This window comes from Rhizobium sp. 01L410, assembly GCF_056400165.1.
The window spans coordinates 273972-298782 of record NZ_JBFTST010000006.1 but is presented as its reverse complement, the minus strand read 5'-3'; the positions used below and the strand labels follow the sequence as shown (position 1 = coordinate 298782).

Here is a 24811-nt window from a genome sequence, read left to right as displayed (position 1 = left end):
ATGGCATTCGATCCGGTCGAAGAGATCAAGCTTTTCCATGGCGCGATCAATGCGCTCGATTTCCAGACGATCGAGAACTATTTCGCCGATGACGCGACCTATGTCTCGAACGGCGTCGGCAGCCTTGCCGGGCGCGAGCAGATCATGACGGCGTTCCGCAAGTATTTTGACGATTACCCGGATCAGACGGCGATTGACACGCTGGTGGAAAAGGTAAGTCCGCGTGCCGGGCGCGCGGTCTGGTCGGTCCGGGCAACGCATAGCGGCACCGGCAAGCCGCTGATCCGCGAGGGCGAGGAAACCATCACCTTCAACGAGGATGGCCGCGTCGCGCATGTGCAGGTAACCGATTATCAGGCATTCTGATCGGAAGGGCGGTATCGCTGCCGCCCTTTCCGCAACAATATCTGCAAATCTCACAACCAGCTGAAAGACTTCAGGAACATTCTTCTTTTCCGGTTGTTTTGATCTCAGCCGCTTCACTTGCGGCAGGCATCAATCAGCAGCCCGGCAGAGCCGGCAGGAGGAATAGGATGGGTAGAGGTATTTTGCTTTGGTTTCTCGGGGTTCCGATTCCGCTGATCCTGATCATCCTTCTGTTCTGGCACTAGGAGATCACGATGTCGCAACCCGTATCGAGCGTCGTTACCGGCGCTCCGCAGGAATCGTCGTCCTCGGCCGTCAGCTGGGGGCCGATTCTCGCCGGCACGCTGGCCGCCACGGCGATCACCCTGATCTTCATGCTGATCGGCTCCGGACTGGGGCTGACGATGATTTCGCCCTTCGCCAACAGCAGCAGCTCGCTGGCGACGATCGGGGCGACGGCGGCCGTGTGGCTAATCGTTGTGCAATGGGCGTCGTCGGCGCTCGGCGGCTATATCACCGGCCGGCTTCGCTCAAAGTGGGTCGGGGTTCACACCTATGAGGTGTTCTTCCGCGATACGGCGCATGGCTTTCTGGCCTGGGCATTGGCAACGCTTATTGTTATCGGCCTGCTTGGTTCGGCGGTATCCTCGCTCGTCAGTGCCGGTGCGAGTGCGACCGCGACTGCGGTTGGAGCAACGGCGGCAGTGGGTGGCGCGGGAGCAGCGGCTGCAGTGTCCGGTTCGGACAATACGGGCGGCTTCTCGACCTCCTACTTCACCGATGCGCTGCTGCGCCCGGCAGATGGCCGGACCGCCCCGCATAACCAGAGCAATGAAGCCGTGAGCGCCGAGATTTCCCGCGTGCTGATCAGCGGTGCGGCGCAGGGCGAAATCTCCGCCGACGATCGTGCCTATCTCGACCAGGTGGTTGCCTCGCGCACCGGGCTTTCCGAAGCCGATGCAAAAACCCGCGTCGATGGTGTGCTGAAGCGTATCGATGATGCGAAGGTAGCGGCGCAGAAGGCCGCCGATACGGCCCGCAAGACAGCATCGGGTGTTGCGCTGATCGGCGCCATGTCGCTGCTCGTCGGCGCCTTCATCGCCAGTGTGTCGGCCGCGATCGGTGGACGCCAGCGGGACGACGATGAAGAGCGCGAGGCGCTTCTGAGGCGCTGACAGCCCGACCTGCGATCAAACTAGACGCCCGGATACGTTCCGGGCGTTTTTCTGTTTGCCTGACGCGACGCGTTCTACGCTGCGGAAGTCAGGACGTGGACGGCGAGATAGATGGCAAGCACGGCAGAGATGCCGATGTCGGAGAGCATGGCAATGGTCTCGTTTCTGTTCCTCGACGGCTGCGTAAGGTGTTTCAGCCCAGCCAGACCGAAGAAAATGCAGCCGACCAGTGCAGCCGGCACTATCCAGTTAGGCTGGAAAAGGCTCGCTGCACCCAGCAATCCGATCGACAGATTGCCGAAGCCGATCTCCTGGACCAGCGGAAATGCTTTCTCGTCAGTGACGCCGAAGATCTTTTCAGCCGTAAAGGACGGCTGGGCGACCTGCTTGAGACCAGCGAGCAGAAGGCGCAGGCCGACGCCCCAGAACACGAACCACCTGCCGACGAGAAAAAACAGATCGGTATTGCCGGCGAAGACCGCTTCCGAAACTACGGAAACGACGGGCAATACCAGCATCAACAAAAGCACTGTTGCGAAATACATGACGGCCCCCAAGATCACGCATTGGCTGCCAGTTAACGATAGGACGCGGCAAGTTAGCAAGATCAAAAGAAAGGCGCCCGGGGTGTTGATCCCGGGCGCCATGAGCCTTCTTCCGTAACTGGAGGTACAAACACCGGAAGAAGGTAGTCTTGATCGGTAAAGGCTTACGTTATTCGGCCTTCGCCAGATCACTGCGGATGACGGCCCGGAGATCGTCGATCGGGCGCAGGGTCTGCCCGTCTTCGAAATGCCAGAAGGTCCATCCGTTGCATGCATCAAGACCCTGAACCTTTGCGCCCAGGCGATGAATGGAGCCGGCGTCGCCGCCGGAGGCCACGGTGCCATCGGCGCGGACGATCGCGCTGTGGCGGCGGCGTGCATCGTAGAGCACCTGGCCGGGCTTGATCAGGCCGCTTTCGACCAACACGTTGAAGGCGACGCGCACTTCCTGCTTCTTGCCGGTCATGACAGTCAGCTCCGCCTTGCCGAGCGGCTCGACGGCGGCGATGCGGGCGGACGCCGCATCGATGTAATCCTGCTCGCGCTCGATGCCGACGAAGTGGCGGCCGAGGCGCTTGGCGACGGCGCCCGTCGTGCCCGAACCGAAGAACGGATCAAGGATCACGTCACCCGGCTTCGAGGACGCCATGATGACGCGAGCGAGCAGTGCTTCCGGCTTCTGGGTCGGGTGAACCTTCTTGCCGTCGTCGCCCTTCAGACGCTCACCGCCGCTGCAGATCGGGAACAGCCAATCGGAGCGCATCTGCACGTCGTCGTTCGATGCCTTCAGCGCATCGTAATTGAAGGTGTAGCCCTTGGCCTTGGCGTCCGGGCTTGCCCAGATCATCGTCTCATGGGCGTTCTGGAACCGGCGGCCCTTGAAGTTCGGCATCGGGTTTGTCTTGCGCCAGACGATGTCGTTGAGGATCCAAAAATTGAGATCCTGCAGTGTGGCGCCGACGCGGAAGATGTTGTGATAGGAGCCGATGACCCAGATCGTGCCTGTCGGCTTCAGAACGCGGCGGCAGGCCAGCAGCCAGGCGCGTGTGAAGGCATCGTAGGCCTCGAAGGAAGCAAACTGATCCCACTCGTCATCGACGGCATCGACCAGCGACTGATCGGGACGGTGCAGCGTGCCACCGAGCTGCAGGTTATAGGGCGGGTCGGCAAAGATCACATCGACGGAATTGGTCGGCAGGGCCTCGAGGGCCGCGACACAATCACCCTTGATGATCGTGTCGATCCAGGAATCCGGCTTAACGGAGGTCTTAAGATCGGCAAGCGGAAAGACAGACGCCATTATGTTACTCGCTCATACACTTACGCTTTTAACTGACCGTTATGGTTACCCAGTTTGGTTACCAAAGCCTGAAGCGGTGAGCGATTTCGGGAAATTATCGAACTATACACGCAGAAAATGAAAAGGCGGGCACCTGGCCCGCCTCCCCTCAATTCGTCAGCCTGAGGCCGCTCGTGGCACTCGCCGCCTTGCTGAACAGGGCCGACATCGAGGCGGCCATGTCGTCGGTGGGTTTGACCTCGAAGAACAGCCCCTCGGTGGCGCAGGCTTTCAGGTTCGGGCCGATATTCTTGGCGAAAACCGGGTTGATCGCCTGGTTCCAAATCGGGTCGGTGGGGATCGGCAGGTAGGTGGTGTAGAGCACGGCGACCTTGATGCCGCGATCCTTCAGCGCCGAGCAGAGCTTCGGGTCGATCGGCTGCAGGCAGCGGTCGGGGTTGGACCACCAGGAGCCGCCCGTGCAGCTGCTTTTGCGGCTGTCGCCCAGGCCGTCGGTCACGAAGAACACCACTTCCTGGCGGTCGCCGGTGCTGGCGCCGGTGCCGCCATCGGTCTTGATCTCCTTGCCGATGCTGGTCAGCGCCGTGTCGAAACTCGTCAGCGCATCCTCGTTGAACTGATGATGCTGCGTCGTCATCAGGTTGATCTGGCCAATGGCGTTGCGCATGGTCGAGAGATCGCCGGTCAGGGTTGCGATCCGCTGGATACCGTAATAGGGCGCCGTTTCAGAGGCCGCGGCGCCGAACGTATAGGCGGCGAAGCGGTACTGGTTCGGCTGGGTTTCCCCGGCCGCATCGTCCATCAGCCCCTTGACGGCCTCCGTCACCACGTCGATCCGCAGCGTGATATCGTTGGCGCGGGCAATGAGATAATTGCTGTCCGTGTTTTCGACGCCGCTGCCCCAGACCATATGGCAGGCGAAGGCACAGTTGCGGCCCGCGGCATCCGGGGCATTTGCTGTCGCCTTTACAAGCGCGTCGATATCGGCCTGCGTCGCGCCGATGCCCATCGACGGGGTATTGTCGAGCAGTAGGTAAAAGTCGGTGTAGCTGGCGCTCGACATTCCGCCGCTGGAGGCGGTCGCCGTGCCGCTGACAGGCATGGAATTGATGCCCAGAATCTTCATGAACGTGGTCGGCGCCTGCGTGCCGAAATTGACGGTGGAGGTGACGACGCCGCTTTGCTTGGCGACCTTGATCGAGACGTTGATAGGCAGCGAGCCGGCAGTCTGGCTAAGGCCGCTTGAGCGCTGCGCCATGAACATCTGTTGCGCATCCTGCTCGGCAATACTGACCTCACCGTCGCCGGTCATCGACTGGATCGCCTTGTAGCCTGACGACTGCGGGGAGATGGCGCCGAGGGCTGCGGCATCGGCTGCCTCCATCAGTTCGGTCCGAAGCTCGCTCTGGTCGCTGTAGTCGACAGCAAGACCTGCAGCGCCGAGCAGCGGCACCATCAGGATTGCGGTCATGACACCGAAATTGCCGCGCCGGTCCTTGAGAAAGGGACGTAAAGAACGCATTTTGAGTATGCCTCGGAGCTAAAATATAGTGCCGTTATGCACACCATTCGATAATATAGAGTAAGCATGGAAGCGTTTTCACGGCTTCGTGACTGAAATAGAAAGGCGATAAATACTTTAGATAGAAGTGATATTTCAATTTTATTCTATCACTGGTGGCATGCCGGAATTTTCGCCGGCACGCCTTCGTTGTCTTGGCCCTTTCAAGCGCCGGCGGTGTCGTGGACCTTGCGGCTGTCGTCCGGCGCCTCGTCGCGCTCGAACATGCCGTAGTCGCGGACGATGTGGCCGATACGCAAGCGGTAATCGGCAAAGACGCCGTTGCGGCCGGCCGCCTGGGCGTTGCGATGCGCCTCGCGATTGCGCCAGCCCTTGACGGCGTCCTCATCACGCCAGAAGGAGAGCGACAGGATCTTGCCGCGCATCGTCAGGCTTTCGAAGCGCTCGATGGAGATGAAGCCATCCATGCTCTCCAATTCGGCGCGTAGCTCTCCTGCCAGATCGAGGTATTTGTGGCGCTCGCCCAGAAAGGGCACGACCTCGAAGATGACGGCGATCATGGCAGCACCAGCTTGGCATGGGGTGCCGAAACATTTTTCAGGAAGATGCGGTCCTCCCTGAGGATGAAGCGCTCGCGCTTGGCAAATTCGTAGTTTTCGCGGCCGCGCGGATCGGCGGCGAGCCTCGCACGGTAGGCTTCGTAGGCGGCAAGGCTTTCGATGTTGTAGACACCGTAGGCCGTCGTCAGCGAGCCCTCGTGCGGGGCGAAATAGCCAATCAGGTCGGCGCCGTTCTGCGGGATCGCCTGTCCCCAGTTGCGGGCATATTCGGCGAAGGCTTCCTTCTTGAACGGATCGATCTCGTAGCGGATGAAGCAGGTGAGCATCTCTTTCTCCTGTTGTTGTGGGAAGAGATTGCCATGTTGCGGCACCGGCATGCTTCGGTTACGATCGAAGTATGAAAGAAGGACCAGACATCGCACAGATCGGCTCGCTCATTGGCGATCCCGCCCGCGCCAACATGCTGACGGCGCTGATGGGCGGGAAGGCGCTGACGGCGACGGAGCTTGCGGCCGCCGGCGGCATCACGCTGCAGACGGCGAGCACGCATCTTGCCAAGCTTGAGGCCGGCAGCCTGCTTTCGCAGCGCAAGCAGGGGCGCCACCGCTATTTCACTCTTGCCGATGATGGCGTCGGCAAGCTGCTCGAAAGCATCATGGGCTTTGCCGCCGGGCGTGGGCATCTGCGCCACCAGCCGGGACCGAAGGAACCGGCGCTGCGCAAGGCACGCATTTGCTACGACCATCTGGCTGGCGATTACGGCGTGCGGATGCTGGACAGCCTCGTCACCTCCGGGGCGATCGACGCCATCAGCGATGGACTGGCGGTGACGGCAAAGGGCGAGGACCGGTTCCAGTGCATCGGCATAGACCTGCATGGCCTGAAATCCTCGCGCCGTCCGCTCTGCCGCTCCTGCCTCGACTGGAGCGAGCGGCGCGCGCATCTGGCGGGCAGCCTCGGCAAGGCGCTGCTTTCCAACTTCTTCGACAAGGGCTGGGCGCGGCGCACGGCCGAAAGCCGCTCAGTGATTTTTTCGCCCGAAGGCGAGCGTCAGTTTCTGCAGCTCTTTCCGGTCGAGGCCTGAGCCATTAGCCGACGATGGCGAAGGCTTCCGGCTCGCCGGGCTTGCGCGCCGAGGGCGAACGGCCGATCCATTGCACATGTTTCTGCAGGATGGCGGCTGCCTCATCGATGCGGCCCTGGCGCAGCGCCAGCAGGATGGCGCGGTGATCGTGGTCGGTGCGCTTTTCCCATCCGGAACGCCACGCCGAGAACAGGAACCGGGCGCTTGCCGCATGCAGATCGTCGATCGCCGCCAACAGGCGGTTCATGTTGCAGGGCGCAAGGATCAGCCGGTGGAAGCGGCGGTTCGCCTCTTCCCAGGCATGCACGTCGGCGGCTGCATCGCCATCGCGGGTCGCCTGCTCGGCGGCATCGAGGATCGCTGATGTCAGATGCTTGGCGGCGTGGCGGAGCGCCAGAACCTCAAGCGCCGCGCGCATTTCGGCGACTTCACGCACCTCTTCCAGATCGAAGGAGGCAACGCGCACGCCGCGGCGCGGCTCGCTGATCGCCAGCCCCTGCGCTTCGAGGCGGCGGAAGGCCTCGCGCACCGGCACATGGCTGGTGCCGAATTCCTCGGCGATATGGTCCTGCCGAAGCCTGACGCCGGCGGCCAGTTCACCATGCACGATACGCTCCGCCAGGATGCGGCTGATGCGGCTTGCGATCGTGTCTTCGGGTTCCTTGGCCATGCTGTCCAGTAATGCGCGGGAATCGGCTTGGCGAGGCTATCCTGCGGTGCCTTCCGGCGCAAATGGCATTCGGCGGCGACAAGCCGCCCACAGCGCGCATCGCTGCCATGTCAACGCCCCCGTTGAGCTTTGGAACGCCATCGTGTAAACCGCCGCCATCCCCAACAAGGCTGGACGAACATGCAGGGCTTCGACCTCATTATCTTCGACTGTGACGGCGTTCTGGTCGATTCCGAAATCATCGCGGCGCAAGTCGAATCCGCCCTTCTCACCGAGGCCGGTTACCCGATCAGCCCGGAAGAAATGGCCGAGCGCTTCGCAGGCCTGACCTGGAAGAACATTCTTCTGCAGGTCGAGCGTGATGCCAGCATCCCGCTTTCGGCCTCGCTGCTCGACAAGTCCGAGAAGCTGCTCGACCTCAAGCTCCAGCAGGATGTCGAGGCGATCGCCGGTGTCGCGGCTGCTATTGCCAAGCTCAATCTGCAGCGCTGCATCTGCTCCAATTCGAGCTCTGCACGCCTCGACATGATGCTCGGCAAGGTCGGCCTCAAGCCGCTGTTTGCGCCGAACATCTTTTCGGCCAAGGACCTTGGCCCCGACCGCACCAAGCCGAAGCCGGACATTTTCCTGCATGGCGCAGAGAAGATGGGCGTTTCGCCGTCGCGCACCCTCGTCGTCGAGGATTCCGTTCATGGCGTCCATGCGGCCCGTAGCGCCGGTATGCGCGTCATCGGCTTTACCGGTGCGTCGCACAGCTATCCCTCGCATGCCGACCACCTTACGGATGCGGGTGCGGAAACCGTGATCTCGCGGATGAGCGATCTTCCGGGTGTCGTTGCCGCACTTTCCGAATGGGAAGGCGCGCTCTGATCAGACGAGCAGGTTGACGGCGCCGGGCAATATCTCGAAACGTGCCGGGATATGCCCAGGCGCCTCGCCGTCGCTATCGACAGGTGCCGCCTCGCCGGCCGGCCAGACCTCGACCAGACGCGCCCGGTGGATGCTGACCAGCGGGCTTTTCACATGCCTCCCGCTATAGATGCTGTTCATCAGCGTCAGCACGCGCAGTCTCGCGGCACCCCTGATGATCACCACATCGAAGAGCCCGTCGGAAACATCGGCGCCGGGCGCCACCTTCATGCCGCCGCCGAACCAGGCGCCGTTGGCGACCGCAACGGCGGTGATCGGCCCGTCATAGACATCCTCGCCATCGAGCCGCAGGCGGATCTTGCAGGGCTTGTAGCGCAGGATCTGCATCAGGCTGTGATAGAAGAACACCATCGGGCCCGGCAGCCGCCTGCCCCGCCGCGCCTCGTTGACGGCGCTGACGATCTTTCCCGAAACGCCGAAGCTGGCGATATTGATGAAATGCCGGGTGCAGCTCACGCCGTCTTCGTTTTCGCAGGTCAGCAGCCCGGCATCGACGGAGCGCACCGGCGCAGTCAACAGATGTTCGGCGATCTTCGAGGGTTCACGGGGGATGACGAAATTGCGGGCGAAATCGCAGCCGGTGCCCGTCGGAATGAAAGAGAAGACCGCGCCCGGACGCCTTGATCTAAGGATACCGCCTGCGACCTCGCCGACCGTGCCATCGCCACCGACGGCCAGCACCAGATCGCAGCCGTCTTCGGCGAGTTCCCGACCATGGCGCCCAGCATCGCCGAAACCCTTGGTCTCACGCAGGCTGATATCGGCCGAGCGGGCTTCGAGCGCACGCCGCAACGCGGACCAGAACAGCCGCCTGCCCCGCCTTCCAGACGCCGGATTGAGAACGATGCCGATTTTCATCGCGAAAAATCTCTCCCGCCATGACAGAAGCATGACGGGGAGGCCGAAACAAGCGGCGTATTAAGAGCTCTTGGCTTTCTTCTTGGTCTTCGGGGCGTTGCCCTGATCGAAGCCGATATTGACGCGAACCAGCGAACCCGAACCCACCGGCAGCTTGAAGCCGTCGTGGCGGAACAGGACCTGCGTCGACGTCTGGCCAGCCGGTATCTGCGCGGTGAAGGGCACGGTCTCGCTGTTGATCGCACCCTGGCTGTCGACAGCGCTGATGCGAATCGGCAGCGACACGGCACCAGGGCCGCCTGCCGGACCGGCGAGTACGCGAACCTGCGCAACGATGGTCATCGTCAGGTTCTGGTCGTTGAGCGTGCACTGGCGCGTATAGTCGCCGAATGCGGCCTGATAGACGATCTGATCCGTCGGCTGCGCATCCTGCTGGCCTGCGGCGCTGTTGACGACAGCCTTCTTGCCGCCCTTGGCATAGGTGCGGAAGATCGCATCCTGATCGCGCATGTAGATCTGCGGGCAAGCGCCCTGAACGACCGGCTGTACGGAGCCTGACGCATTAGTGGCGGTGCCGATCGGCTTGTCTGTCGAAGATGGATTCTGCGGTGCCATCGGCATGATCTGCGCGGTGCCACCGGTCTGCGCGGAAGCCTCTGCGGGCTTGCTGTCGCCGCCCATTCCGAGCGAGCTGCAGCCTGCGAGAAGAGCGGCCAACGATGCGGAAGCGATGAGACGCGGGACTTTGCCGAACACGATTATTCCACCCTCTTACAAAGTTTTTTGGCAGGCCCGAAGTCGCGTTTGCAAGGCCTTTCGTCACAGTTTGCGATGGTCTATATCAGCGGCGCAAAGAAAAATCGATTGGGTAAGCACTGTTTTGATGCACATTTCGGCTCGCAGCATTTCAGGAGCTTGCTTTCCTTCTCCGGATCGCTTCCGGCCATAACGTCAAGGATGAAGAACGTGGACTATATCTCGACCCGCGGCGAGGCCCCTTCTCTCGGCTTTTGCGATGCGCTTCTGACGGGTCTTGCCCGCGACGGCGGTCTCTACGTTCCGCGTCAATGGCCGCAGTTCTCCAAGAAGGAGATCCGGGCGCTGCGCGGCAAGAGTTATCAGGATATCGCGTTCACGATTCTCTCGCCCTTCACCAATGGCGAAATCCCGGCCGAAACCTTCCGCGCGATGATCGACGAGGCCTATGGCACCTTCCGCCATCCGGCGATCGCGCCGCTGGTGCAGACCGGCCCAAACAGCTTCGTCATGGAGCTCTTCCACGGCACGACGCTGGCCTTCAAGGACGTGGCGATGCAGTTGCTGGCCCGCCTGATGGACTATGCGCTGGAGAAGCGCGGCGAGCGCGCGACGATCGTCGGCGCCACGTCGGGCGATACCGGCGGTGCGGCGATCGACGCCTTTGCTGGCCGCGAGCGCACCGACATCTTCATTCTCTTCCCGCATGGCAAGGTGTCGCCGGTGCAGCAGCGCCAGATGACGACCTCGACGTCGCCGAACGTGCATGCGCTTGCCGTCAACGGCAATTTCGACGACTGCCAGAATCTGGTGAAGGCGATGTTCAATGACGGCGCCTTCCGCGACAAGGTAAAGCTTTCGGGCGTCAACTCGATCAACTGGGCCCGCATCATGGCTCAGATCGTCTATTACTTCACCACCTCGGTCGCGCTCGGCGGACCGGACCGGAAGATTTCGTTCACCGTACCGACGGGGAATTTCGGGGATATTTTTGCGGGCTATGCCGCCAAGAAGATGGGCCTGCCGATCGGCAAGCTTGTTATCGCCACCAACGAGAACGACATCCTGGCGCGGACGATGAAGACCGGCCGCTACGACATGAAGGAGGTCAAGGCGACCACCTCTCCGTCCATGGATATCCAGATCTCTTCCAACTTCGAACGGCTGCTGTTCGAGGCCTATGACCGCGATGCTTCCAAGGTGCGCCACGCCATGGACAGCCTGAAGCAATCGAACGGTTTCGAGATCGCCCCGAAGGCGCTCGCCGCCATCAAGAAAGACTTCCGCGCCGGCCGCGCCAGCGAGAAGCAGGTGGCCCAGACGATCAAGGAAACGCTTGCCGAGACGGGCTATCTGCTCGATCCGCATTCGGCGATCGGCGTCTTCGTTGCGGCCAAGCATGAGAAGCCGAATACACCGATGGTGACGCTTGCCACCGCCCACCCGGCTAAGTTCCCGGCGGCCGTAAAATCGGCCTCCGGTATTGACCCGGCGCTCCCGACGTGGCTTGCTGATCTGATGCTTAAGGAGGAGCGCTTCCAAGTCATCGATCCGGAACTTAAGGCCGTTGAAAGCTTTATCGGCAAGCATGCCCGGACGTAATTCGGCAGCGCAGAAAGATAGCCAATGACAGTTGAGTGCACCCGGCTCAAATCCGGGCTGACAGTAGTGACACAGACCATGCCGCACCTTGAAAGTGCCGCGCTCGGGGTCTGGATCAAATCAGGTTCGCGCAACGAGACGCAAGACGAGCATGGCATTGCCCACCTGCTCGAACACATGGCTTTCAAGGGAACCGCGCGCCGCTCGGCACGCGATATCGCAGAGGAAATCGAGGATGTCGGCGGCGAAGTGAACGCCGCAACCTCGACCGAAACGACCTCCTACTACGCCCGCGTCCTCAAGGACCACGTGCCGCTCGCCATCGATATCCTCGCCGACATCCTGACGGAATCGGCCTTCGAGGAAGACGAGCTGGAGCGCGAAAAGCAGGTCATCCTGCAGGAAATCAACGCCGCCAACGACACGCCCGATGACGTGGTTTTCGACAAGTTTTCGGAAACCGCCTACAAGGACCAGACGCTCGGCCGCGCCATTCTCGGTACGCCGGAGACGGTCGTTTCCTTCTCGCCGCAGCAGATCCGCACCTATCTCGGCCGCAACTACACGACCGACCGGATGTTCGTGGTCGCAGCCGGTGCCGTCGATCACGACGAGTTCGTGAAGATGGTGGAACAGCGCTTCGCCGGCCTGCCGACAGCGCCGATCGCGACGCCCGTCATGGAGCCCGCTCGCTATATCGGCGGCAATATCCGCGAGACCCGCGATCTCATGGATGCGCAGATCCTGCTCGGCTTCGAAGGCAAGGCCTATCACGCCCGCGACTTCTACTGTTCGCAGATCCTTGCCAACATTCTGGGCGGCGGCATGTCGTCCCGGCTGTTCCAGGAAGTGCGCGAAATTCGCGGCCTCTGCTATTCGATCTATGCCTTCCACTGGGGCTTTTCCGACACCGGCATCTTCGGCATCCATGCCGCGACCGGCGGCGAGAACCTGCCGGAACTGGTGCCTGTCATCATCGACGAGCTGCACAAGTCTGCCGGCTCGATCGAGCAGAAGGAAATCGAGCGCGCCCGCGCCCAGATCCGCGCCCAGCTTTTGATGGGTCAGGAAAGCCCGGCCGCCCGTGCCGGTCAGATTGCTCGGCAGATGATGCTTTATGGCCGTCCGATCTCCAATCCGGAGATGATGGAGCGGCTGGAAGGCATCACCGTCGAGCGCCTGACCGACCTTGCCGGACGGCTGTTCTTCGACACCGTTCCGACGCTGTCGGCGATCGGCCCGCTGGAGCAGCTTGCGCCGATGGAAGACATCACTGCTTCGCTCTCCGCCCATATGCCGCAATCCAAACAGGCAAGCCGCTAGACCGCTTTCAGCCCGCCGGGAGTGATCGATGCCCAAATCGGTATTTCGGTTCCTGTCGCGGCAGCCGGAAGCAGTCGAGCTGGAGAACAGCCGCTATGCGTTGCGGCTGCCGCGCTATCAGGATTTCAACCAGTGGCACAAGCTGCGCTCCGATAGCCGCAAGTTCCTGGAACCCTGGGAGCCGACCTGGCGGCGTGACGAACTGACGGAGGGCGCCTTTCGCGCCCGCGTCATCCGCGGCAAGCAGGAATATGCTTCCGGACAGGCGATCCCGCTCTTCCTGTTTTCCAAACCCGACATGGAACTGCTCGGTGGCATCACCATCGGCTATATCCGCCGCGGGGCGGCGCAGAGCTGCATGATCGGCTACTGGATGGGCGAGAAACACGCCGGTCAGGGCCATATGTTCGCCGCACTTCAGTTGGTTATACCCTATATCTTCGCAGGGCTTGAGTTGCACCGTATCGAAGCAGCCTGTATTCCAGACAACGCACGGAGCATTCGCCTGCTTGAGAAAGCCGGGTTTCAGCGGGAAGGCTATCTGCGCGGATACTTGAAAATCAACGGTCAGTGGCATGACCATGTGATGTTTTCACTGATCGCCACCGATACGGATACAGGCAGGAAAACCGACAGCCGATGACCACGAACCGCATGCTGCACACATCACCGTCCGGCCGATTGATCGCGGTGATCGCAGCTCTCTTCCTGTCGGTGCTTGCGCTGGCCGCCGGTACCGCACAGGCGGCTGAACCGGTGAAGATTTCGCGCGACGACACGGCGCTCGACCTCACCAAGACCACCGAGATCTACGCCAACCAGGGCGAAGCCTTCCAGGTGTCCACCGCAGCCGGTGCCGACGGCATCCGGCGCCGTATTGAGGTACGTGCCAGCTCCGACAACCACCAGGGCGACTGGGCCGTTTTCGCGCTCGCCAACGTTTCGGAAGAGCAGCTGGAGCGCGTCATCGTCGCCCCGCATTTCCGCCTGGTGAATTCCAAGCTTTTCTGGCCGGATCTCGGCTCGCAACGCATCATGGCGATCACGCCGAGCGAGGGCTTCGCGCTCGACCGGCAGCCGAGCGACGAGGCCGACGTCTTCCGCATCACGCTGAACCCGGGCGCCGTCATCACCTTCGTCGCCGAGCTTGCAAGCCCCGACCTGCCGCAGATCTATCTCTGGGAACCGGACGCCTACAAGGACACGATCAACGCCTTCACGCTCTACCGCGGCATCGTGCTCGGCATTGCCGGTCTGCTCGCCGTGTTCCTGACCATCCTGTTCGTCGTCAAGGGAACCTCGATGCTGCCGGCAACGGCAGCGCTCGCCTGGGCGGTACTCGGCTATATCTGCGTCGATTTCGGCTTTCTCGGCAAGCTGATCAGCATCGCCTCGGCCGACCAGCGAATATGGCGCGCCTGCGCGGAAGTGGCGCTGGCCTCGAGTTTCGTCATCTTCCTGTTCACCTATTTGAACCTCAACCGCTGGCATACGCATCTCGGCTACGCCACGCTCGCCTGGGTGCTCGGCCTCGCGCTGCTCTTTGGTGTGGCGATCTACGACCCGTCGATCGCTGCCGGTATCGCCCGGCTTTCCTTTGCGCTGACGGCGACGATGGGTCTGGTGCTGATCGTCTATCTCGGCCTCAACCGCTATGACCGCGCCATCCTGCTCGTGCCCGCCTGGGCGCTGATCCTTGTGTGGATCTTCGGGGCGTGGCTGACGATCACCGGCCGGCTCGACAACGACATCATCCAGCCGGCGCTCGGCGGCGGTTTGGTGCTGATCGTGCTGCTGATCGGCTTCACCGTGATGCAGCACGCCTTTGCGGGCGGTGCGTTCCAGCAGGGTCTGTTTTCCGATCTCGAACGCCAGTCGCTGGCGCTGACCGGCTCCGGCGATATGGTCTGGGACTGGGACGTGGCGCGCGACCGCGTTGTCACCATTCCCGATGTTTCCGTGAAGCTTGGCCTGGCGCCGGGAGCGATGCATGGTGCGGCCCGCAACTGGCTGCCGCGGCTGCATCCTGACGACCGCGACCGCTTTCGCGCCACGCTCGACGTGCTGCTCGAACATCGCCGCGGCCGCCTGAACCACGAATTCCGCATCCGCGCCGAGGACGGCCATTTTCACTGGCTGCTGATCCGCGCCCGGCCGGTGCTCGGCTCCAACGGCGAAATCATCCGCTGCGTCGGCACGATCGTCGATGTGACGGAACAGAAGAATTCCATCGAGCGGCTGCTGCACGACGCGCTGCACGACAACCTCACCGGCCTGCCGAACCGCCAGCTGTTCATCGACCGCCTGCAATCGGTGCTGGCGCTGGCGCCTTCGGGCGATACGCTGCGCCCGACGGTCATGGTGATCGATATCGACCGCTACAAGCTGGTCAATGATGCGCTCGGCGTTGCCGCGGGCGACAATATCCTGATCGCGCTGACCCGTCGCCTGCGCCGCCTATTGAAGGCGCAGGACACGCTGGCGCGTCTGGCGGGCGACCAGTTCGGCCTGATCCTGGTTTCCGAGCGCGATCCCGCGAAGATCGCCGATTTCGCCGATGCGATCAGCAAGGCGATCATGGTGCCGATCAACTTTGCCAATCGCGAGATCGTCCTGACCGCGTCGATCGGCCTTTCCTCCTGGGTCGACCAGCAGGAGAATGCAGCCGGCATGCTGAGCGACGCCGAGCTGGCCATGTACCGCGCCAAGCGCGCCGGCGGCAATCGCGTCGAGCCTTTCCGCCCGGCATTCCGCGATTTCGGGGCCGACCGGCTGCAGCTGGAATCGGATCTGCGCCGCGCCATTGAGCGCAAGGAACTGTCGATGGTCTATCAGCCGATCGCCCGGCTCGAGGATGTCGAGATCGCCGGTTTCGAGGCGCTGATGCGCTGGGAGCATCCGAAGCGCGGCAATATCCCGCCATCCGAGTTCATCCCGATCGCGGAAGCCTCCGACATCATCGGCCCGCTCGGGCTGTTTGCGCTGGAACAGGCGACCAACGACCTGATGGGCTGGCAGAACCAGACCGGCGAATTGCCGATCTTCGTTTCGATCAATCTCTCCAGCGTGCAGCTGCTCAACAACGAGCTTTATGACGACGTGCGCTCGGTGCTGGCGAAGACCCATTGCGAACCCTCGCGCCTGAAGCTGGAGCTGACGGAATCGATGGTGATGGAGAACCCGGAACAGGCGCGCCTGGTGCTGCAGAAGCTGAAGGAAGCAGGCCTTGGCCTCGCACTCGACGACTTCGGCACAGGCTATTCCTCCCTCTCCTACCTGACGCGCTTCCCGTTCGACACCATCAAGCTCGACAAGGCGCTGGTGCGAGACAATACCGACAAGAAGGCCACCATCCTGCGCTCGGTGATCAACATGGCCCGCGAACTGGACATGAAGGTCGTGGCCGAAGGCATCGAGTCCAACGAGGACGCGATCGAGCTTGCCAAGATGGGCTGCAGCTACGGCCAAAGCTACCTTTTCGGCCCGCCAATGCCTGCAGAATCGGTGCTGCGGCTGCTGAAGGAACGGTTTCCGCTGACGAAGCGGGCGTAAGCTATTCCATTGCCTATGCGGGAAACGATCCCGCGCAGGCCATTCTTCCGATTGCAGATTGTTACAGGACGATGTGGCAAAGGCGTCACGTTTGCGGCGCTTTGCCACTTTTTTATACATATGCGTTTAGCATATAATTGACGAGCCCGTTCTCCGCGAGCTTACTGTTTCCGTTGCCAATCGGCGCGTTCCCTCTCCGGCGTCCCCCTCGCGGCACCGCACGCCTCGCGCCACATACGGGCCAGCCATAGTGCCGGTCTGCAAAACGGAGACACAGCATGAACATAAAGAGCCTTCTTCTCGGCTCCGCTGCTGCATTTGCAGCAGTTTCCGGCGCTCAGGCTGCCGACGCCATCGTCGCCGCCGAGCCGGAATCCGTGGAATATGTCCGCGTCTGCGACGCGTATGGAACAGGCTATTTCTACATTCCGGGCACCGAGACCTGCCTGAAGATCGGCGGCTATCTGCGCTTCGAAGTCGGCTACGGCTTTGGGGACGGTTATGAGAACAACGGGCCGGGTGGCGCCGGCGGCGAGGACTGGGAAAGCCATACCCGCGCCCATGTGAGCGTCGATGCCAAGAGCGACACCGAATACGGCCCGCTGACCAGCCGCATCGTGCTCGAATCCAACTACTATGGCGGCGGCGGCCCCGCCACGCGTACCACCGAGTTTGTCGGCTGGTCGAATGCCGCCGCCTATGGCACGGACAATACGATCATCGACGAAGCCTATCTGGAGCTTGCCGGTATACGCGCCGGCCGCTTCGCGAGCTGGTGGGACAACGACTTCTCCGGTGAATCCGATCTGATGACCGGTAACGACACCAAATGGAACGCGATCCGCTACGAATATGACAGCGACAGCTTCAATGCCGGCCTGTCGCTGGATGAACTCCCTGCGGACTTCGACGGAGCCGAGAGAGGTCTCGGCATAGACGCCATGGTCGGCGGCAAGGCTGGCGGGTTCACCTGGCAGGTCTATGGCGGCTATGACGCGGCCATGCAGGACGGTTCCGTCACAGCCCGCATGGGAGCAGAAATCGGCCCCGGCCTGTTCGAGCTTGCCGGCATCTATTCGAGCGGACCGAATACCTATTACCAGGCCAGCGAATGGTCGGTGATTGCGCAATATGCACTGAAGATCAACGACAAGTTCACCGTGACGCCGGAGGCGCAGTACAGCGGCAGGATCCGCGAGGCCGACGACGAATATCACAATGGCAGTATGTGGCGCGGCGGCGTGACGTTCGACTACAAGATCGTCGATGACCTGACGCTGCATACGGCTGCGACCTATGTGGCTGAAAATCACGATTTCCCGGGCACCGACGACTCGCATTATGTCGAAGGCTTCGTCCGGCTGGAGCGGGATTTCTGAGCCTGTCCGCATCGATGTGAAATGAGAGACCCGGCACAATGCCGGGTCTCTTTGCTTTTGGGCCCCTGCTCAGGTTGCCTGCGGAACCCTTGCGATCACCTTGATCTCGAAATCGAAGCCCGCCAGCCAATTGACGCCGACGGCAGTCCAGTTCGGATATGGCGGCTCGCCGATGATGCGGTTGCGCACCGCCATGATCGTTTCGAACTGATTTTGCGGGTCAGTGTGGAAGGTCGTGACGTCGATGACGTCATCGAGCGTCGCTCCCGCAGCCTTCAGTACGGCCTTCAAGTTTTCGAAGGCCAGTTCCACCTGGCGGGCGAAGTCGGGCTCCGGCGAGCCGTCGACACGGCTGCCCACCTGCCCCGAGACGAAGAGCAGGTCTCCGGAGCGGATCGCTGCGGAATAGCGGTGTTCGGCGTAAAGCGTGTGGCGGCCGGCCGGGAAGATTGCTTCGCGTTTGGTCATGTTCACTCCTGATGACAATAGCGGACCCTCGGGCAGACGCGATCGCCTGCCCGTTCCATTTGCCGTGTTCTCCGGCGAGGTCCGCGCTTCACAATGCGGGGCGCAATTGATATACGCTCCGTATGTCTATATATTTGACATACATTTCGTATGTCAATACGCATACGTGGCGTATGTCAATTTCGAGGAGAATGCCGTGGCTGGAAAGCGCCGTGCGGAAATGATGGAAGAGACCCGGGCGAAGCTGATCCGGGCGGCCAGAAAGGCTTTTGCGGCAAAGGGTTACGCCGGATCGTCGATGGATGATCTCACCGCGGAAGCGGGGCTGACGCGCGGCGCGCTCTATCACAATTTCGGTGACAAGAAAGGTCTGCTGCAGGCGGTGATCGACCAGATGGATGCTGAAATCCTCGCGCGGATGCGCGCGGCGCATGCCGCCGCGGCCACTCTCTGGGAAGGGTTCATGGCCGAGGCCATCGCCTATATCGAGATGTCGCTGGAGCCGGAGATCCAGCGCATCATGCTGCTCGACGGGCCCGCCGTTCTTGGCGATCCCTCGCAATGGGAAAACCAGAATGCCTGCCTGCGCACGACGGCGCAGACGATCCAGGCGCTGATCGACGACGGAACAGTGAAGCCCGTGAATGCCGAGGCTGCGGCGCGGCTCGTCAACGGCGCCGCCCTCAATGCCGCTCTGTGGATTGCCGCAGCGGATGACCCGGAAACCGTGCTTGCCAATGTCGTCGATGCCTTCCGCCAGTTGACCGGCGGGTTGTTGCTGAAAACCGCTTAGGCGGCAAAGCGCTGCGACGCTTCCGTGGCGCTCTGGATGAGCGCGTGGAGATATTCGAGCTTGGCAACGACCGGCGGTGACAGCACGAAGGGATAGGCATCCGGCTGCCCCATGCTGCGCTGAATGGCATTGATGGCAACGCTGAGCGGGATCCAGGCGCTGATCAGCTGTCCGGCGCTCTTTGCACGGTAGGGCTGAAAGTCCACCTCCGCCGCCATCTCCTCATGACCACGCGGATCGATGGCGATGCCGAAGGCGCGCGCCGTTTCCAGCGTATCGACGATGTGGAGATAGTGCGCGAAACACTCGGCGAAATCCTCCCATGGGTGAGAGGCGGCGTAAGCGCTGATATAGCTTTCCTGCCATCCGATAGGAGCGCCATTGGTATAGTGGCTCTGCAGCGCCGCACTATAATCCTGACGCTCGTCGCCGAAGGTGGCACGGAAGGCATCGAAGGCGCCGCGATCGCGCACCAGCTTGTTCCAGATGAAGTGGCCGGTCTCATGGCGGAAGTGGCCGAGCAGCGTCCGGTAATTCTCGTCCATGGCGCTGCGGGCGAGTTCGCGCGTCACATCATCGGCCTCGGCGGCGCGGATGGCGATTAGCCCCTCCTCGTGACCGGTCATCGCTGGAACGACATTGCCGTCGAACTGAACCGTATCTTCGAGGAAATCGAAGACAAGGCCGCCCTGCGGATCCTGCTCCCGATCGGGATGCGGCAGGTTCAGACGCAACAGCGAATAAAACAGATGGCGCTGCGCCTGGCTGATGCGCCGCCACCGGTCGATGCCGTCCTGCGTGTTGGTGTTCGGTACCAGCCGGTTGTGCCTGCAGGCGATGCAGAACGGGTTCGGATCGTCGGAGGCGATAAGCCAGTTGCAGATATCGAGGCCGCCATTGGCGCAGAAGCGGACCGTGCGCTCCGGCCGCGCCACCAGCTGCCAGGCCGTATCGTCCCGCGGCTCCAGCGCATGCATCGTCATGTCGCCGGGCAGGAAACCCAGCCGGTGATTGCAGCGAACGCATTGGCGATTGTCGAAATGGACGACCTGATCGCAATTGTCGCAGTCGAAAAGCCTCATGGCACTACCCCAAGCATACCGGACGGACTAAAAATGCCTGCCGCGCGGAGGCGCAACAGGCATTGTCATTGAAATCGTTGAAGGATCAGAGCCGATCGACGGCACCCTTCAGCTTGTCCTTGGCCTTGCCTGCGGCGACCTGGGCCTTGCCCTTGCCTTCCTGCACGGCGCCCTTGGCCTGCAGGCTGTGATCGTCGGTGGCCTTGCCGATGGCCTGCTTGGCCTTGCCTGCAATTTCGTTTGTCTTGCCGGAAATCTTGTCGCTGGTGCTACCCATGTGAGATGCCTCCTAAATCGCACCGGGCAGGTTTGCCCGGGTTTGCGGAGAGGAAACGTCGCCTGCCAGATTTCGTTCCGAAGAAATTCAGGCGTGACCGGCATCGGCGGAAAGCATCGCCGCCGTCACACCCATGCCCGCAAGAGCACGTTCATATTTGTCATCGAGGCCGCGATCGAAGATCAGCGTCTCATTGGCAGCGCAGGTCAGCCAGCCGTTGTTTCCGACTTCGCTCTCGAGCTGTCCGGCCCCCCAGGAGGAATAGCCGAGCAGCATCGTCGCCCGCTTCGGACCGCCACCCTTGGAGATGGCGCGGACGATATCGAGCGTTGCCGTCAGGCAGATATCGTCGCTGACCGGGATGCTGGAATCGCTCAGATAGTCATCGGAATGCAGCACGAAGCCGCGGCCGCTCTCGACCGGGCCGCCGGTCTGGATCGGGAAATCGCGCGCGAAATCGGGCAGCACGATGGAATCGCTGTCCTTGATCATGTCGAGATGCAGCAGCACATCGGTAAATGTCAGGCTCTGCGGGCGATTGATGACGAAGCCCATGGCTCCGGCGTCGGAATGGGCGCAGATATAGACAACCGTGCGCGCAAAATTCCTGTCTTCCATGCCAGGCATGGCAATGAGGAACTGCCCGTCGAAAAAGCCACGTTCCCGTCTGTTCTTCAGCGTCGATAAGGACATAATTCCTCCTGCTGCCAGACCGGTGAAAAGGCCCCGACACTGGAAACATGGGGCAATGTCACAAATCAATCAACCGAAAATGAAGAAATAGACCTGCTGTCCTTGTGGCAGGCTGGTGCAGTTTTCGATAAACCTTTGTTCCATGACGATTATTTCTTTCGCATCCGGCAGCGCCCGGCTCCTCTGTCTTTATGCCGCAGCCTCAGGCTGCCTGGGAGACACCGCATGGGCGGAAATGAGCCCCTGGGTCGACAACGAGGGCGGCCGCATGCGGCTGATCGCGCTGCCGCCGGAGCGTGATGGAACGGTTCATGGCGGCCTCCAGATCGAGCCGAAAGCCGGCTGGATCACCTATTGGCGGGAACCCGGAAACAGCGGTATTCCACCGCAGATCAGCGTCGCGCCCGGAAGTGGCATGACGCTGACGGGGGTGCGCTATCCGGTTCCGAAGCATATCAATGACGGCAAGGTGGACGACATCGCCTATGACGCACCCGTCATCCTGCCGCTGACATTCAAGGCGGAAAACCAAGCCGCAGAGATCAAGGCCACCGCCTTCATCGGCATCTGCAAGGATCTCTGCGTTCCCTTCCAGGCGGCGTTTTCCCTGCCGCTGTCGAGTGCGAAGCAATCGCGGCCGGAGGAGGAAGCGTTGCTGAAGACGGCGGAGGCATCGCTGCCGGAAGCGGCATCCGCGGATTTCAAGGTGGTGTCGCACAGGCTTTCGCCTGACATGAAGGAACTCTGGCTCGACATCGCGCTGCCCGGCGGCGGCGACACGGCGCCGGCTGTGATCGTTACCGGTCCCAGCGGCTACGTCTTCACCAAGCAACTGATGAGCAAGCGCGACGGCAAGACCTTCTCGACCTCCGTGGCGATCGGCAAGCTGCCGAAGAACTACAGCATCTCGGGCAAGCGCTGGAGTGCGCTCGTCATCGACGGCGATCGCGCCATGGAGACACCGCTTGCCTTTGAATGAGCGGCTTTTATAGTCGCCGCCAGCCTGCGGCCTGTGCCGCTTGATCATCCGAACGAGGAGAGTTTCATGACCATCGCAATCGGCGACAGCCTTCCGGCCGCCACCTTCAAGGAAAAGACATCGGACGGCCCGGTCGAGACCTCGACCGAACAGCTGTTCAAGGGCAAGCGGGTCGTGCTCTTCGCCGTTCCCGGCGCCTTCACCCCCACCTGCTCGCTGAACCATCTGCCTGGCTATCTCGAAAATCGCGATACAATTCTCGGCAAGGGCGTCGACGACATCGCCGTGGTCGCCGTCAACGACTGGCACGTGATGGGCGCCTGGGCGCAGCAATCCGGCGGCCTCGGCAAGATCCACTTCCTGGCAGACTGGGACGCGGGCTTCACTAAGGCACTCGGCCTGGAAGCCGACCTCTCGGCTGGCGGCCTCGGCGTACGCTCGAAGCGCTATTCGATGCTCGTCGAGGATGGCGTCGTGAAGTCGCTGAACGTCGAGGAAAGCCCCGGCCAGGCGACGGTGTCGGGCGCGGCTGCGATGATCGAGCAGCTGTAAGCTATCTCAGTTGGCGGCGGGCCGGTTCCGCCGTTTTCTTTTTGGAGATGCCGATTACGCTATCGCTCCCACAGTAGGGATGGGTGTCCCTTGGCAAGACATATCCCTCATGCCTGTGCTTGTCACAGGCATCCAGCCAGCCCAAGTCCTTGGGCTGAAAGACTCTCCCCACCGCGCCGACGCGCGGTGACTGGATTCCTGTGACGAGCACAGGAATGAGGGAGGATAGGTGCGAGCATCTGGTTAGCGTTGGGCTCTCAGGCAAGCGATCCGAGTTTCCAGCACTGCTCCCAGCTCGTCATCGCTGATGTCTCCGCCCGCAGCAATTGACGCATCGATGATCGCGCGCAAGCCATCGAGCCTAGCCTCTTGCTGAGCGACGAGGCTCAATCCTACGGTGACGACCTGTTCGGCTGACTGGTAGCGCCCCTCGGTGACCAATCTCTCGACGAAATCTTCCCACTGCTTTTCGATCGATACCTTCATGGCGAAGCTCCCTTTCTGACAGGCTAATAGAAAGTCGTTGGCACTGCACCCTCCCGCTTGCATCCGCCGTGCTTTTGCCATATTCGTTATAACATAACTGTTATGTTATTACATTTTAGAAAGCGCTTCGATGCCCCGCCCCTTTCCCAACCTGCTCCGGCAATCCGCTGCCGTGCGTGCCGGTTTCGTTTTGTTGATGATCGCCGCGCTGTGGCTGGCGATCCATTGGGCGGTGATCCTGCCGTGAGTGCCATTCTCATCGAGCTCGACAACCTGACAGTCAGCTACGACCGGCATCCGGCGGTGCATCATGTGTCCGGCAGCCTTCGCGAGGGCAGCCTGACGGCGATTGCCGGGCCGAATGGGGCGGGTAAATCGACGCTCTTGAAGGCGCTCATCGGTGAGATCCGGCCGGCGGCGGGGCAGATCCGTCACCGGCTGGCGCGGCTCGACTTCGGCTATCTGCCGCAGGCTGCCGATATCAACCGGCGCTTTCCGATATCGGTTCTGGATACGGTGATGCTGGGCGCCTGGCGGCAGGCTGGGGCCTTCGGACGGGTGGCCGCGAACGAGCTGCAGAAGACGCTTGAGGCGCTGTCGGCCGTCGGGCTCGAAGGTTTCGAGAACCGGCATATCGGCGCGCTTTCCGCCGGACAGTTCCAACGCGTGCTGTTTGCCCGGCTGTTGCTGCAGGACGCCAAGGTTATCCTGCTAGACGAACCATTCACGGCGATCGACGCGCGCACCACCCGCGACCTTCTCGACATCGTGGCGCGCTGGCATGGCGACGGGCGGACGGTCATCGCGGTGCTGCACGATTTCGAGCAGGTCCGGGCACATTTCCCCGAGACGATGCTGATCGCCCGCGAGCTGATTGGCTGTGGGCCGACCGCGGAGGTGATGTCCGCGGCGAATCTGATGACGGCGCGGGCGATGGCCGAACGCTGGGACGAAGACGCCGCGATCTGCGAGCCCGCCGCATGACCGCCTACGATATCTTTCTGGCACCTTTCGTAGACTATGGCTTCATGCGCCGCGCGCTCGTCGCCTGCCTCTGCCTCGGGCTCGGCTCCGGGCCGATCGGCGTGTTCCTGATGCTCCGGCGCATGAGCCTTGTCGGCGATGCGATGAGTCATGCGGTGCTGCCGGGGGCGGCGATCGGCTATCTCGTTGCCGGGTCCCTGTCGCTGACGGCGATGGGCATCGGCGGGCTGGTCGCCGGGCTTTCGGTGGCGCTGCTTTCAGGCGTCGTCAGCCGCGTGACGGTGCTGCAGGAGGACGCCAGTTTTGCGAGCTTCTACCTGATTTCGCTGGCGCTCGGCGTGCTCATCGTCTCGCTGCGCGGCTCGAACATCGATCTGCTGCATGTGCTGTTCGGCACGATCCTGGCGATCGACACCCCTGCCCTGACGCAAATCGGTGCGATCACGTCGGTGACGCTGCTCGCGCTTGCTATCATCTACCGGCCGCTGGTCGCCGAGTGTTTCGATCCCGGCTATCTGCGCGCCGTCGGCGGACGCGGCTTGCTCTATCACTTCCTGTTTCTGCTGCTTGTAGTGCTCAATCTCGTTGCAAGCTTCCAGGCACTCGGCACACTGATGGCAGTCGGGCTGATGATGCTGCCGGCGGCGATCGCGCAGCTCTGGTCGCGCAGCCTGCCCCGGATGATGACCATTGCCGCGGTCAGCGCCACGGCCTCCGGCTATCTCGGCCTTGTCGCCTCCTACCATCTCGAACTTGCCTCCGGGCCGACGATCATCATGACAGCGGCTGGCTTCTACGCGCTTTCGATCTTCTTCGCACCGTCCGGCCTCGCCCGGCGCTATTTTCCCCGCCCGCATCTCAAGGGCTGAACCATG

The 24811-nt window shown here is 61.9% G+C and carries 27 protein-coding genes; 14 read left to right on the top strand and 13 right to left on the bottom strand.

Annotated elements, in window-relative coordinates; genetic code table 11:
* Together AC1DV9_RS15760 and AC1DV9_RS15755 are read left to right on the top strand one after the other, a co-directional pair.
* A complete protein-coding gene (locus AC1DV9_RS15760; protein WP_477948940.1) occupies positions 1 to 366 on the top strand; it encodes a nuclear transport factor 2 family protein in 366 nt (121 codons plus the stop codon).
* A 254-nt stretch (positions 367 to 620) separates the two neighbouring features.
* A complete protein-coding gene (locus tag AC1DV9_RS15755) occupies positions 621 to 1541 on the top strand; it encodes a hypothetical protein (protein ID WP_477948939.1) in 921 nt (306 codons plus the stop codon).
* A 74-nt stretch (positions 1542 to 1615) separates the two neighbouring features.
* On the opposite strand, the gene AC1DV9_RS15750 is transcribed toward AC1DV9_RS15755, so the two are convergent.
* The 5 genes from AC1DV9_RS15750 to AC1DV9_RS15730 form a co-directional block, all read right to left on the bottom strand.
* Positions 1616 to 2086, bottom strand: a complete 471-nt coding sequence (locus tag AC1DV9_RS15750) for a DUF6790 family protein (protein ID WP_477948938.1) — start codon at positions 2084 to 2086, stop codon at positions 1616 to 1618.
* A 169-nt stretch (positions 2087 to 2255) separates the two neighbouring features.
* Positions 2256 to 3386, bottom strand: a complete 1131-nt coding sequence (locus tag AC1DV9_RS15745; protein ID WP_112386419.1) for a site-specific DNA-methyltransferase — start codon at positions 3384 to 3386, stop codon at positions 2256 to 2258.
* Between the two features lie 148 nt (positions 3387 to 3534).
* Positions 3535 to 4908 (bottom strand): pilus assembly protein TadG-related protein, encoded by a 1374-nt coding sequence (locus AC1DV9_RS15740; RefSeq protein WP_112386420.1) that lies wholly within the window; start codon positions 4906 to 4908, stop codon positions 3535 to 3537.
* A gap of 203 nt (positions 4909 to 5111) precedes the next feature.
* The gene (locus AC1DV9_RS15735) at positions 5112 to 5468 is read right to left on the bottom strand and encodes an antibiotic biosynthesis monooxygenase family protein (RefSeq protein WP_310291835.1); all 357 of its coding nucleotides are present in this window, start codon (positions 5466 to 5468) and stop codon (positions 5112 to 5114) included.
* Positions 5465 to 5794 (bottom strand): NIPSNAP family protein, encoded by a 330-nt coding sequence (locus AC1DV9_RS15730; protein ID WP_477948936.1) that lies wholly within the window; start codon positions 5792 to 5794, stop codon positions 5465 to 5467. The genes AC1DV9_RS15735 and AC1DV9_RS15730 overlap by 4 nt, the downstream gene beginning before the upstream one ends.
* Before the next feature lie 71 nt (positions 5795 to 5865).
* Between AC1DV9_RS15730 and AC1DV9_RS15725 the strand changes: the two genes are divergently transcribed.
* Complete coding sequence (locus AC1DV9_RS15725; RefSeq protein ID WP_477948934.1) at positions 5866 to 6552, top strand: ArsR/SmtB family transcription factor; 687 nt, start codon at positions 5866 to 5868, stop codon at positions 6550 to 6552.
* A gap of 4 nt (positions 6553 to 6556) precedes the next feature.
* Here the strand turns inward: AC1DV9_RS15725 and AC1DV9_RS15720 are convergent, their stop codons facing one another.
* Positions 6557 to 7222 carry a GntR family transcriptional regulator gene (locus AC1DV9_RS15720; protein WP_477948932.1) on the bottom strand — a complete coding sequence of 222 codons (666 nt, stop codon included), beginning with the start codon at positions 7220 to 7222 and terminating at the stop codon, positions 6557 to 6559.
* Positions 7223 to 7402: 180 nt separating this feature from the next.
* Between AC1DV9_RS15720 and AC1DV9_RS15715 the strand changes: the two genes are divergently transcribed.
* Complete coding sequence (locus tag AC1DV9_RS15715) at positions 7403 to 8092, top strand: HAD family hydrolase (RefSeq protein WP_477948930.1); 690 nt, start codon at positions 7403 to 7405, stop codon at positions 8090 to 8092.
* Here the strand turns inward: AC1DV9_RS15715 and AC1DV9_RS15710 are convergent, their stop codons facing one another.
* Positions 8093 to 9010, bottom strand: a complete 918-nt coding sequence (locus AC1DV9_RS15710; RefSeq protein ID WP_477948928.1) for a diacylglycerol/lipid kinase family protein — start codon at positions 9008 to 9010, stop codon at positions 8093 to 8095.
* 60 nt (positions 9011 to 9070) lie between these two features.
* Positions 9071 to 9769 (bottom strand): hypothetical protein, encoded by a 699-nt coding sequence (locus tag AC1DV9_RS15705; RefSeq protein WP_477949078.1) that lies wholly within the window; start codon positions 9767 to 9769, stop codon positions 9071 to 9073.
* 198 nt (positions 9770 to 9967) lie between these two features.
* On the opposite strand from AC1DV9_RS15705, the gene thrC reads away from it, so the two are divergent.
* The 5 genes from thrC (at position 9968) to AC1DV9_RS15680 (ending at position 17622) form a co-directional block, all read left to right on the top strand.
* A complete protein-coding gene (thrC, locus tag AC1DV9_RS15700; RefSeq protein ID WP_477948926.1) occupies positions 9968 to 11368 on the top strand; it encodes a threonine synthase in 1401 nt (466 codons plus the stop codon).
* Between the two features lie 24 nt (positions 11369 to 11392).
* Entirely contained in the window at positions 11393 to 12691 is a 1299-nt protein-coding gene (locus AC1DV9_RS15695) for a M16 family metallopeptidase (RefSeq protein WP_477948924.1), read from the top strand.
* Positions 12692 to 12719: 28 nt separating this feature from the next.
* A complete protein-coding gene (locus AC1DV9_RS15690) occupies positions 12720 to 13334 on the top strand; it encodes a GNAT family N-acetyltransferase (protein ID WP_477948923.1) in 615 nt (204 codons plus the stop codon).
* Positions 13331 to 16243, top strand: a complete 2913-nt coding sequence (locus AC1DV9_RS15685) for an EAL domain-containing protein (protein WP_477948921.1) — start codon at positions 13331 to 13333, stop codon at positions 16241 to 16243. The genes AC1DV9_RS15690 and AC1DV9_RS15685 overlap by 4 nt, the downstream gene beginning before the upstream one ends.
* Positions 16244 to 16521: 278 nt before the next feature.
* Positions 16522 to 17622, top strand: coding sequence for a porin (locus AC1DV9_RS15680; protein WP_112518162.1), 1101 nt, complete (start codon positions 16522 to 16524; stop codon positions 17620 to 17622).
* A 69-nt stretch (positions 17623 to 17691) separates the two neighbouring features.
* On the opposite strand, the gene AC1DV9_RS15675 is transcribed toward AC1DV9_RS15680, so the two are convergent.
* A complete protein-coding gene (locus tag AC1DV9_RS15675; protein ID WP_477948919.1) occupies positions 17692 to 18090 on the bottom strand; it encodes a RidA family protein in 399 nt (132 codons plus the stop codon).
* A 196-nt stretch (positions 18091 to 18286) separates the two neighbouring features.
* Between AC1DV9_RS15675 and AC1DV9_RS15670 the strand changes: the two genes are divergently transcribed.
* Entirely contained in the window at positions 18287 to 18883 is a 597-nt protein-coding gene (locus tag AC1DV9_RS15670) for a TetR/AcrR family transcriptional regulator (RefSeq protein WP_477948917.1), read from the top strand.
* Here AC1DV9_RS15670 and AC1DV9_RS15665 read toward each other — a convergent pair.
* The 3 genes from AC1DV9_RS15665 to AC1DV9_RS15655 form a co-directional block, all read right to left on the bottom strand.
* Positions 18880 to 19965 (bottom strand): zinc-binding metallopeptidase family protein, encoded by a 1086-nt coding sequence (locus tag AC1DV9_RS15665; RefSeq protein ID WP_477948915.1) that lies wholly within the window; start codon positions 19963 to 19965, stop codon positions 18880 to 18882. The two genes, AC1DV9_RS15670 and AC1DV9_RS15665, sit on opposite strands and share 4 nt — an antisense overlap.
* An 85-nt stretch (positions 19966 to 20050) precedes the next feature.
* On the bottom strand, positions 20051 to 20242 hold the full coding sequence (locus AC1DV9_RS15660) for a CsbD family protein (protein WP_112386435.1): 192 nt from the start codon (positions 20240 to 20242) through the stop codon (positions 20051 to 20053).
* An 87-nt stretch (positions 20243 to 20329) separates the two neighbouring features.
* Entirely contained in the window at positions 20330 to 20935 is a 606-nt protein-coding gene (locus AC1DV9_RS15655; protein WP_112386436.1) for a YqgE/AlgH family protein, read from the bottom strand.
* A 142-nt stretch (positions 20936 to 21077) separates the two neighbouring features.
* Here AC1DV9_RS15655 and AC1DV9_RS15650 point away from each other — a divergent pair, with 142 nt between their 5' ends.
* Together AC1DV9_RS15650 and AC1DV9_RS15645 are read left to right on the top strand one after the other, a co-directional pair.
* Positions 21078 to 21914, top strand: coding sequence for a protein-disulfide reductase DsbD domain-containing protein (locus tag AC1DV9_RS15650; RefSeq protein WP_477948913.1), 837 nt, complete (start codon positions 21078 to 21080; stop codon positions 21912 to 21914).
* A 66-nt stretch (positions 21915 to 21980) separates the two neighbouring features.
* On the top strand, positions 21981 to 22466 hold the full coding sequence (locus tag AC1DV9_RS15645; RefSeq protein WP_112518223.1) for a peroxiredoxin: 486 nt from the start codon (positions 21981 to 21983) through the stop codon (positions 22464 to 22466).
* 243 nt (positions 22467 to 22709) lie between these two features.
* Here AC1DV9_RS15645 and AC1DV9_RS15640 read toward each other — a convergent pair whose 3' ends face one another.
* Entirely contained in the window at positions 22710 to 22952 is a 243-nt protein-coding gene (locus tag AC1DV9_RS15640; protein ID WP_477948911.1) for a ribbon-helix-helix domain-containing protein, read from the bottom strand.
* Between the two features lie 243 nt (positions 22953 to 23195).
* On the opposite strand from AC1DV9_RS15640, the gene AC1DV9_RS15635 reads away from it, so the two are divergent.
* Positions 23196 to 23936, top strand: a complete 741-nt coding sequence (locus AC1DV9_RS15635) for a metal ABC transporter ATP-binding protein (protein ID WP_477948910.1) — start codon at positions 23196 to 23198, stop codon at positions 23934 to 23936.
* Positions 23933 to 24805, top strand: a complete 873-nt coding sequence (locus AC1DV9_RS15630; RefSeq protein ID WP_112518167.1) for a metal ABC transporter permease — start codon at positions 23933 to 23935, stop codon at positions 24803 to 24805. Before AC1DV9_RS15635 ends, AC1DV9_RS15630 begins: the two co-directional genes overlap by 4 nt.
* The last annotated feature ends 6 nt before the right edge of the window (positions 24806 to 24811 follow it).

What these genes read in the sequence shown, in the direction of transcription:
- AC1DV9_RS15755 (WP_477948939.1), top strand. Translation starts at nt 621, where the DNA reads ATGTCGCAACCCGTATCGAGCGTCGTTACCGGCGCTCCGCAGGAATCG.
- AC1DV9_RS15740 (WP_112386420.1), bottom strand. Translation starts at nt 4,908, where the DNA reads ATGCGTTCTTTACGTCCCTTTCTCAAGGACCGGCGCGGCAATTTCGGT.
- AC1DV9_RS15760 (WP_477948940.1), top strand. Translation starts at nt 1, where the DNA reads ATGGCATTCGATCCGGTCGAAGAGATCAAGCTTTTCCATGGCGCGATC.
- AC1DV9_RS15715 (WP_477948930.1), top strand. Translation starts at nt 7,403, where the DNA reads ATGCAGGGCTTCGACCTCATTATCTTCGACTGTGACGGCGTTCTGGTC.
- AC1DV9_RS15730 (WP_477948936.1), bottom strand. Translation starts at nt 5,794, where the DNA reads ATGCTCACCTGCTTCATCCGCTACGAGATCGATCCGTTCAAGAAGGAA.
- AC1DV9_RS15675 (WP_477948919.1), bottom strand. Translation starts at nt 18,090, where the DNA reads ATGACCAAACGCGAAGCAATCTTCCCGGCCGGCCGCCACACGCTTTAC.
- AC1DV9_RS15710 (WP_477948928.1), bottom strand. Translation starts at nt 9,010, where the DNA reads ATGAAAATCGGCATCGTTCTCAATCCGGCGTCTGGAAGGCGGGGCAGG.
- AC1DV9_RS15720 (WP_477948932.1), bottom strand. Translation starts at nt 7,222, where the DNA reads ATGGCCAAGGAACCCGAAGACACGATCGCAAGCCGCATCAGCCGCATC.
- AC1DV9_RS15640 (WP_477948911.1), bottom strand. Translation starts at nt 22,952, where the DNA reads ATGAAGGTATCGATCGAAAAGCAGTGGGAAGATTTCGTCGAGAGATTG.
- AC1DV9_RS15665 (WP_477948915.1), bottom strand. Translation starts at nt 19,965, where the DNA reads ATGAGGCTTTTCGACTGCGACAATTGCGATCAGGTCGTCCATTTCGAC.
- AC1DV9_RS15745 (WP_112386419.1), bottom strand. Translation starts at nt 3,386, where the DNA reads ATGGCGTCTGTCTTTCCGCTTGCCGATCTTAAGACCTCCGTTAAGCCG.
- AC1DV9_RS15630 (WP_112518167.1), top strand. Translation starts at nt 23,933, where the DNA reads ATGACCGCCTACGATATCTTTCTGGCACCTTTCGTAGACTATGGCTTC.
- AC1DV9_RS15690 (WP_477948923.1), top strand. Translation starts at nt 12,720, where the DNA reads ATGCCCAAATCGGTATTTCGGTTCCTGTCGCGGCAGCCGGAAGCAGTC.
- AC1DV9_RS15645 (WP_112518223.1), top strand. Translation starts at nt 21,981, where the DNA reads ATGACCATCGCAATCGGCGACAGCCTTCCGGCCGCCACCTTCAAGGAA.
- AC1DV9_RS15650 (WP_477948913.1), top strand. Translation starts at nt 21,078, where the DNA reads ATGACGATTATTTCTTTCGCATCCGGCAGCGCCCGGCTCCTCTGTCTT.
- AC1DV9_RS15725 (WP_477948934.1), top strand. Translation starts at nt 5,866, where the DNA reads ATGAAAGAAGGACCAGACATCGCACAGATCGGCTCGCTCATTGGCGAT.
- AC1DV9_RS15680 (WP_112518162.1), top strand. Translation starts at nt 16,522, where the DNA reads ATGAACATAAAGAGCCTTCTTCTCGGCTCCGCTGCTGCATTTGCAGCA.
- AC1DV9_RS15750 (WP_477948938.1), bottom strand. Translation starts at nt 2,086, where the DNA reads ATGTATTTCGCAACAGTGCTTTTGTTGATGCTGGTATTGCCCGTCGTT.
- AC1DV9_RS15735 (WP_310291835.1), bottom strand. Translation starts at nt 5,468, where the DNA reads ATGATCGCCGTCATCTTCGAGGTCGTGCCCTTTCTGGGCGAGCGCCAC.
- AC1DV9_RS15695 (WP_477948924.1), top strand. Translation starts at nt 11,393, where the DNA reads ATGACAGTTGAGTGCACCCGGCTCAAATCCGGGCTGACAGTAGTGACA.
- AC1DV9_RS15660 (WP_112386435.1), bottom strand. Translation starts at nt 20,242, where the DNA reads ATGGGTAGCACCAGCGACAAGATTTCCGGCAAGACAAACGAAATTGCA.
- AC1DV9_RS15685 (WP_477948921.1), top strand. Translation starts at nt 13,331, where the DNA reads ATGACCACGAACCGCATGCTGCACACATCACCGTCCGGCCGATTGATC.
- thrC (WP_477948926.1), top strand. Translation starts at nt 9,968, where the DNA reads ATGAAGAACGTGGACTATATCTCGACCCGCGGCGAGGCCCCTTCTCTC.
- AC1DV9_RS15655 (WP_112386436.1), bottom strand. Translation starts at nt 20,935, where the DNA reads ATGTCCTTATCGACGCTGAAGAACAGACGGGAACGTGGCTTTTTCGAC.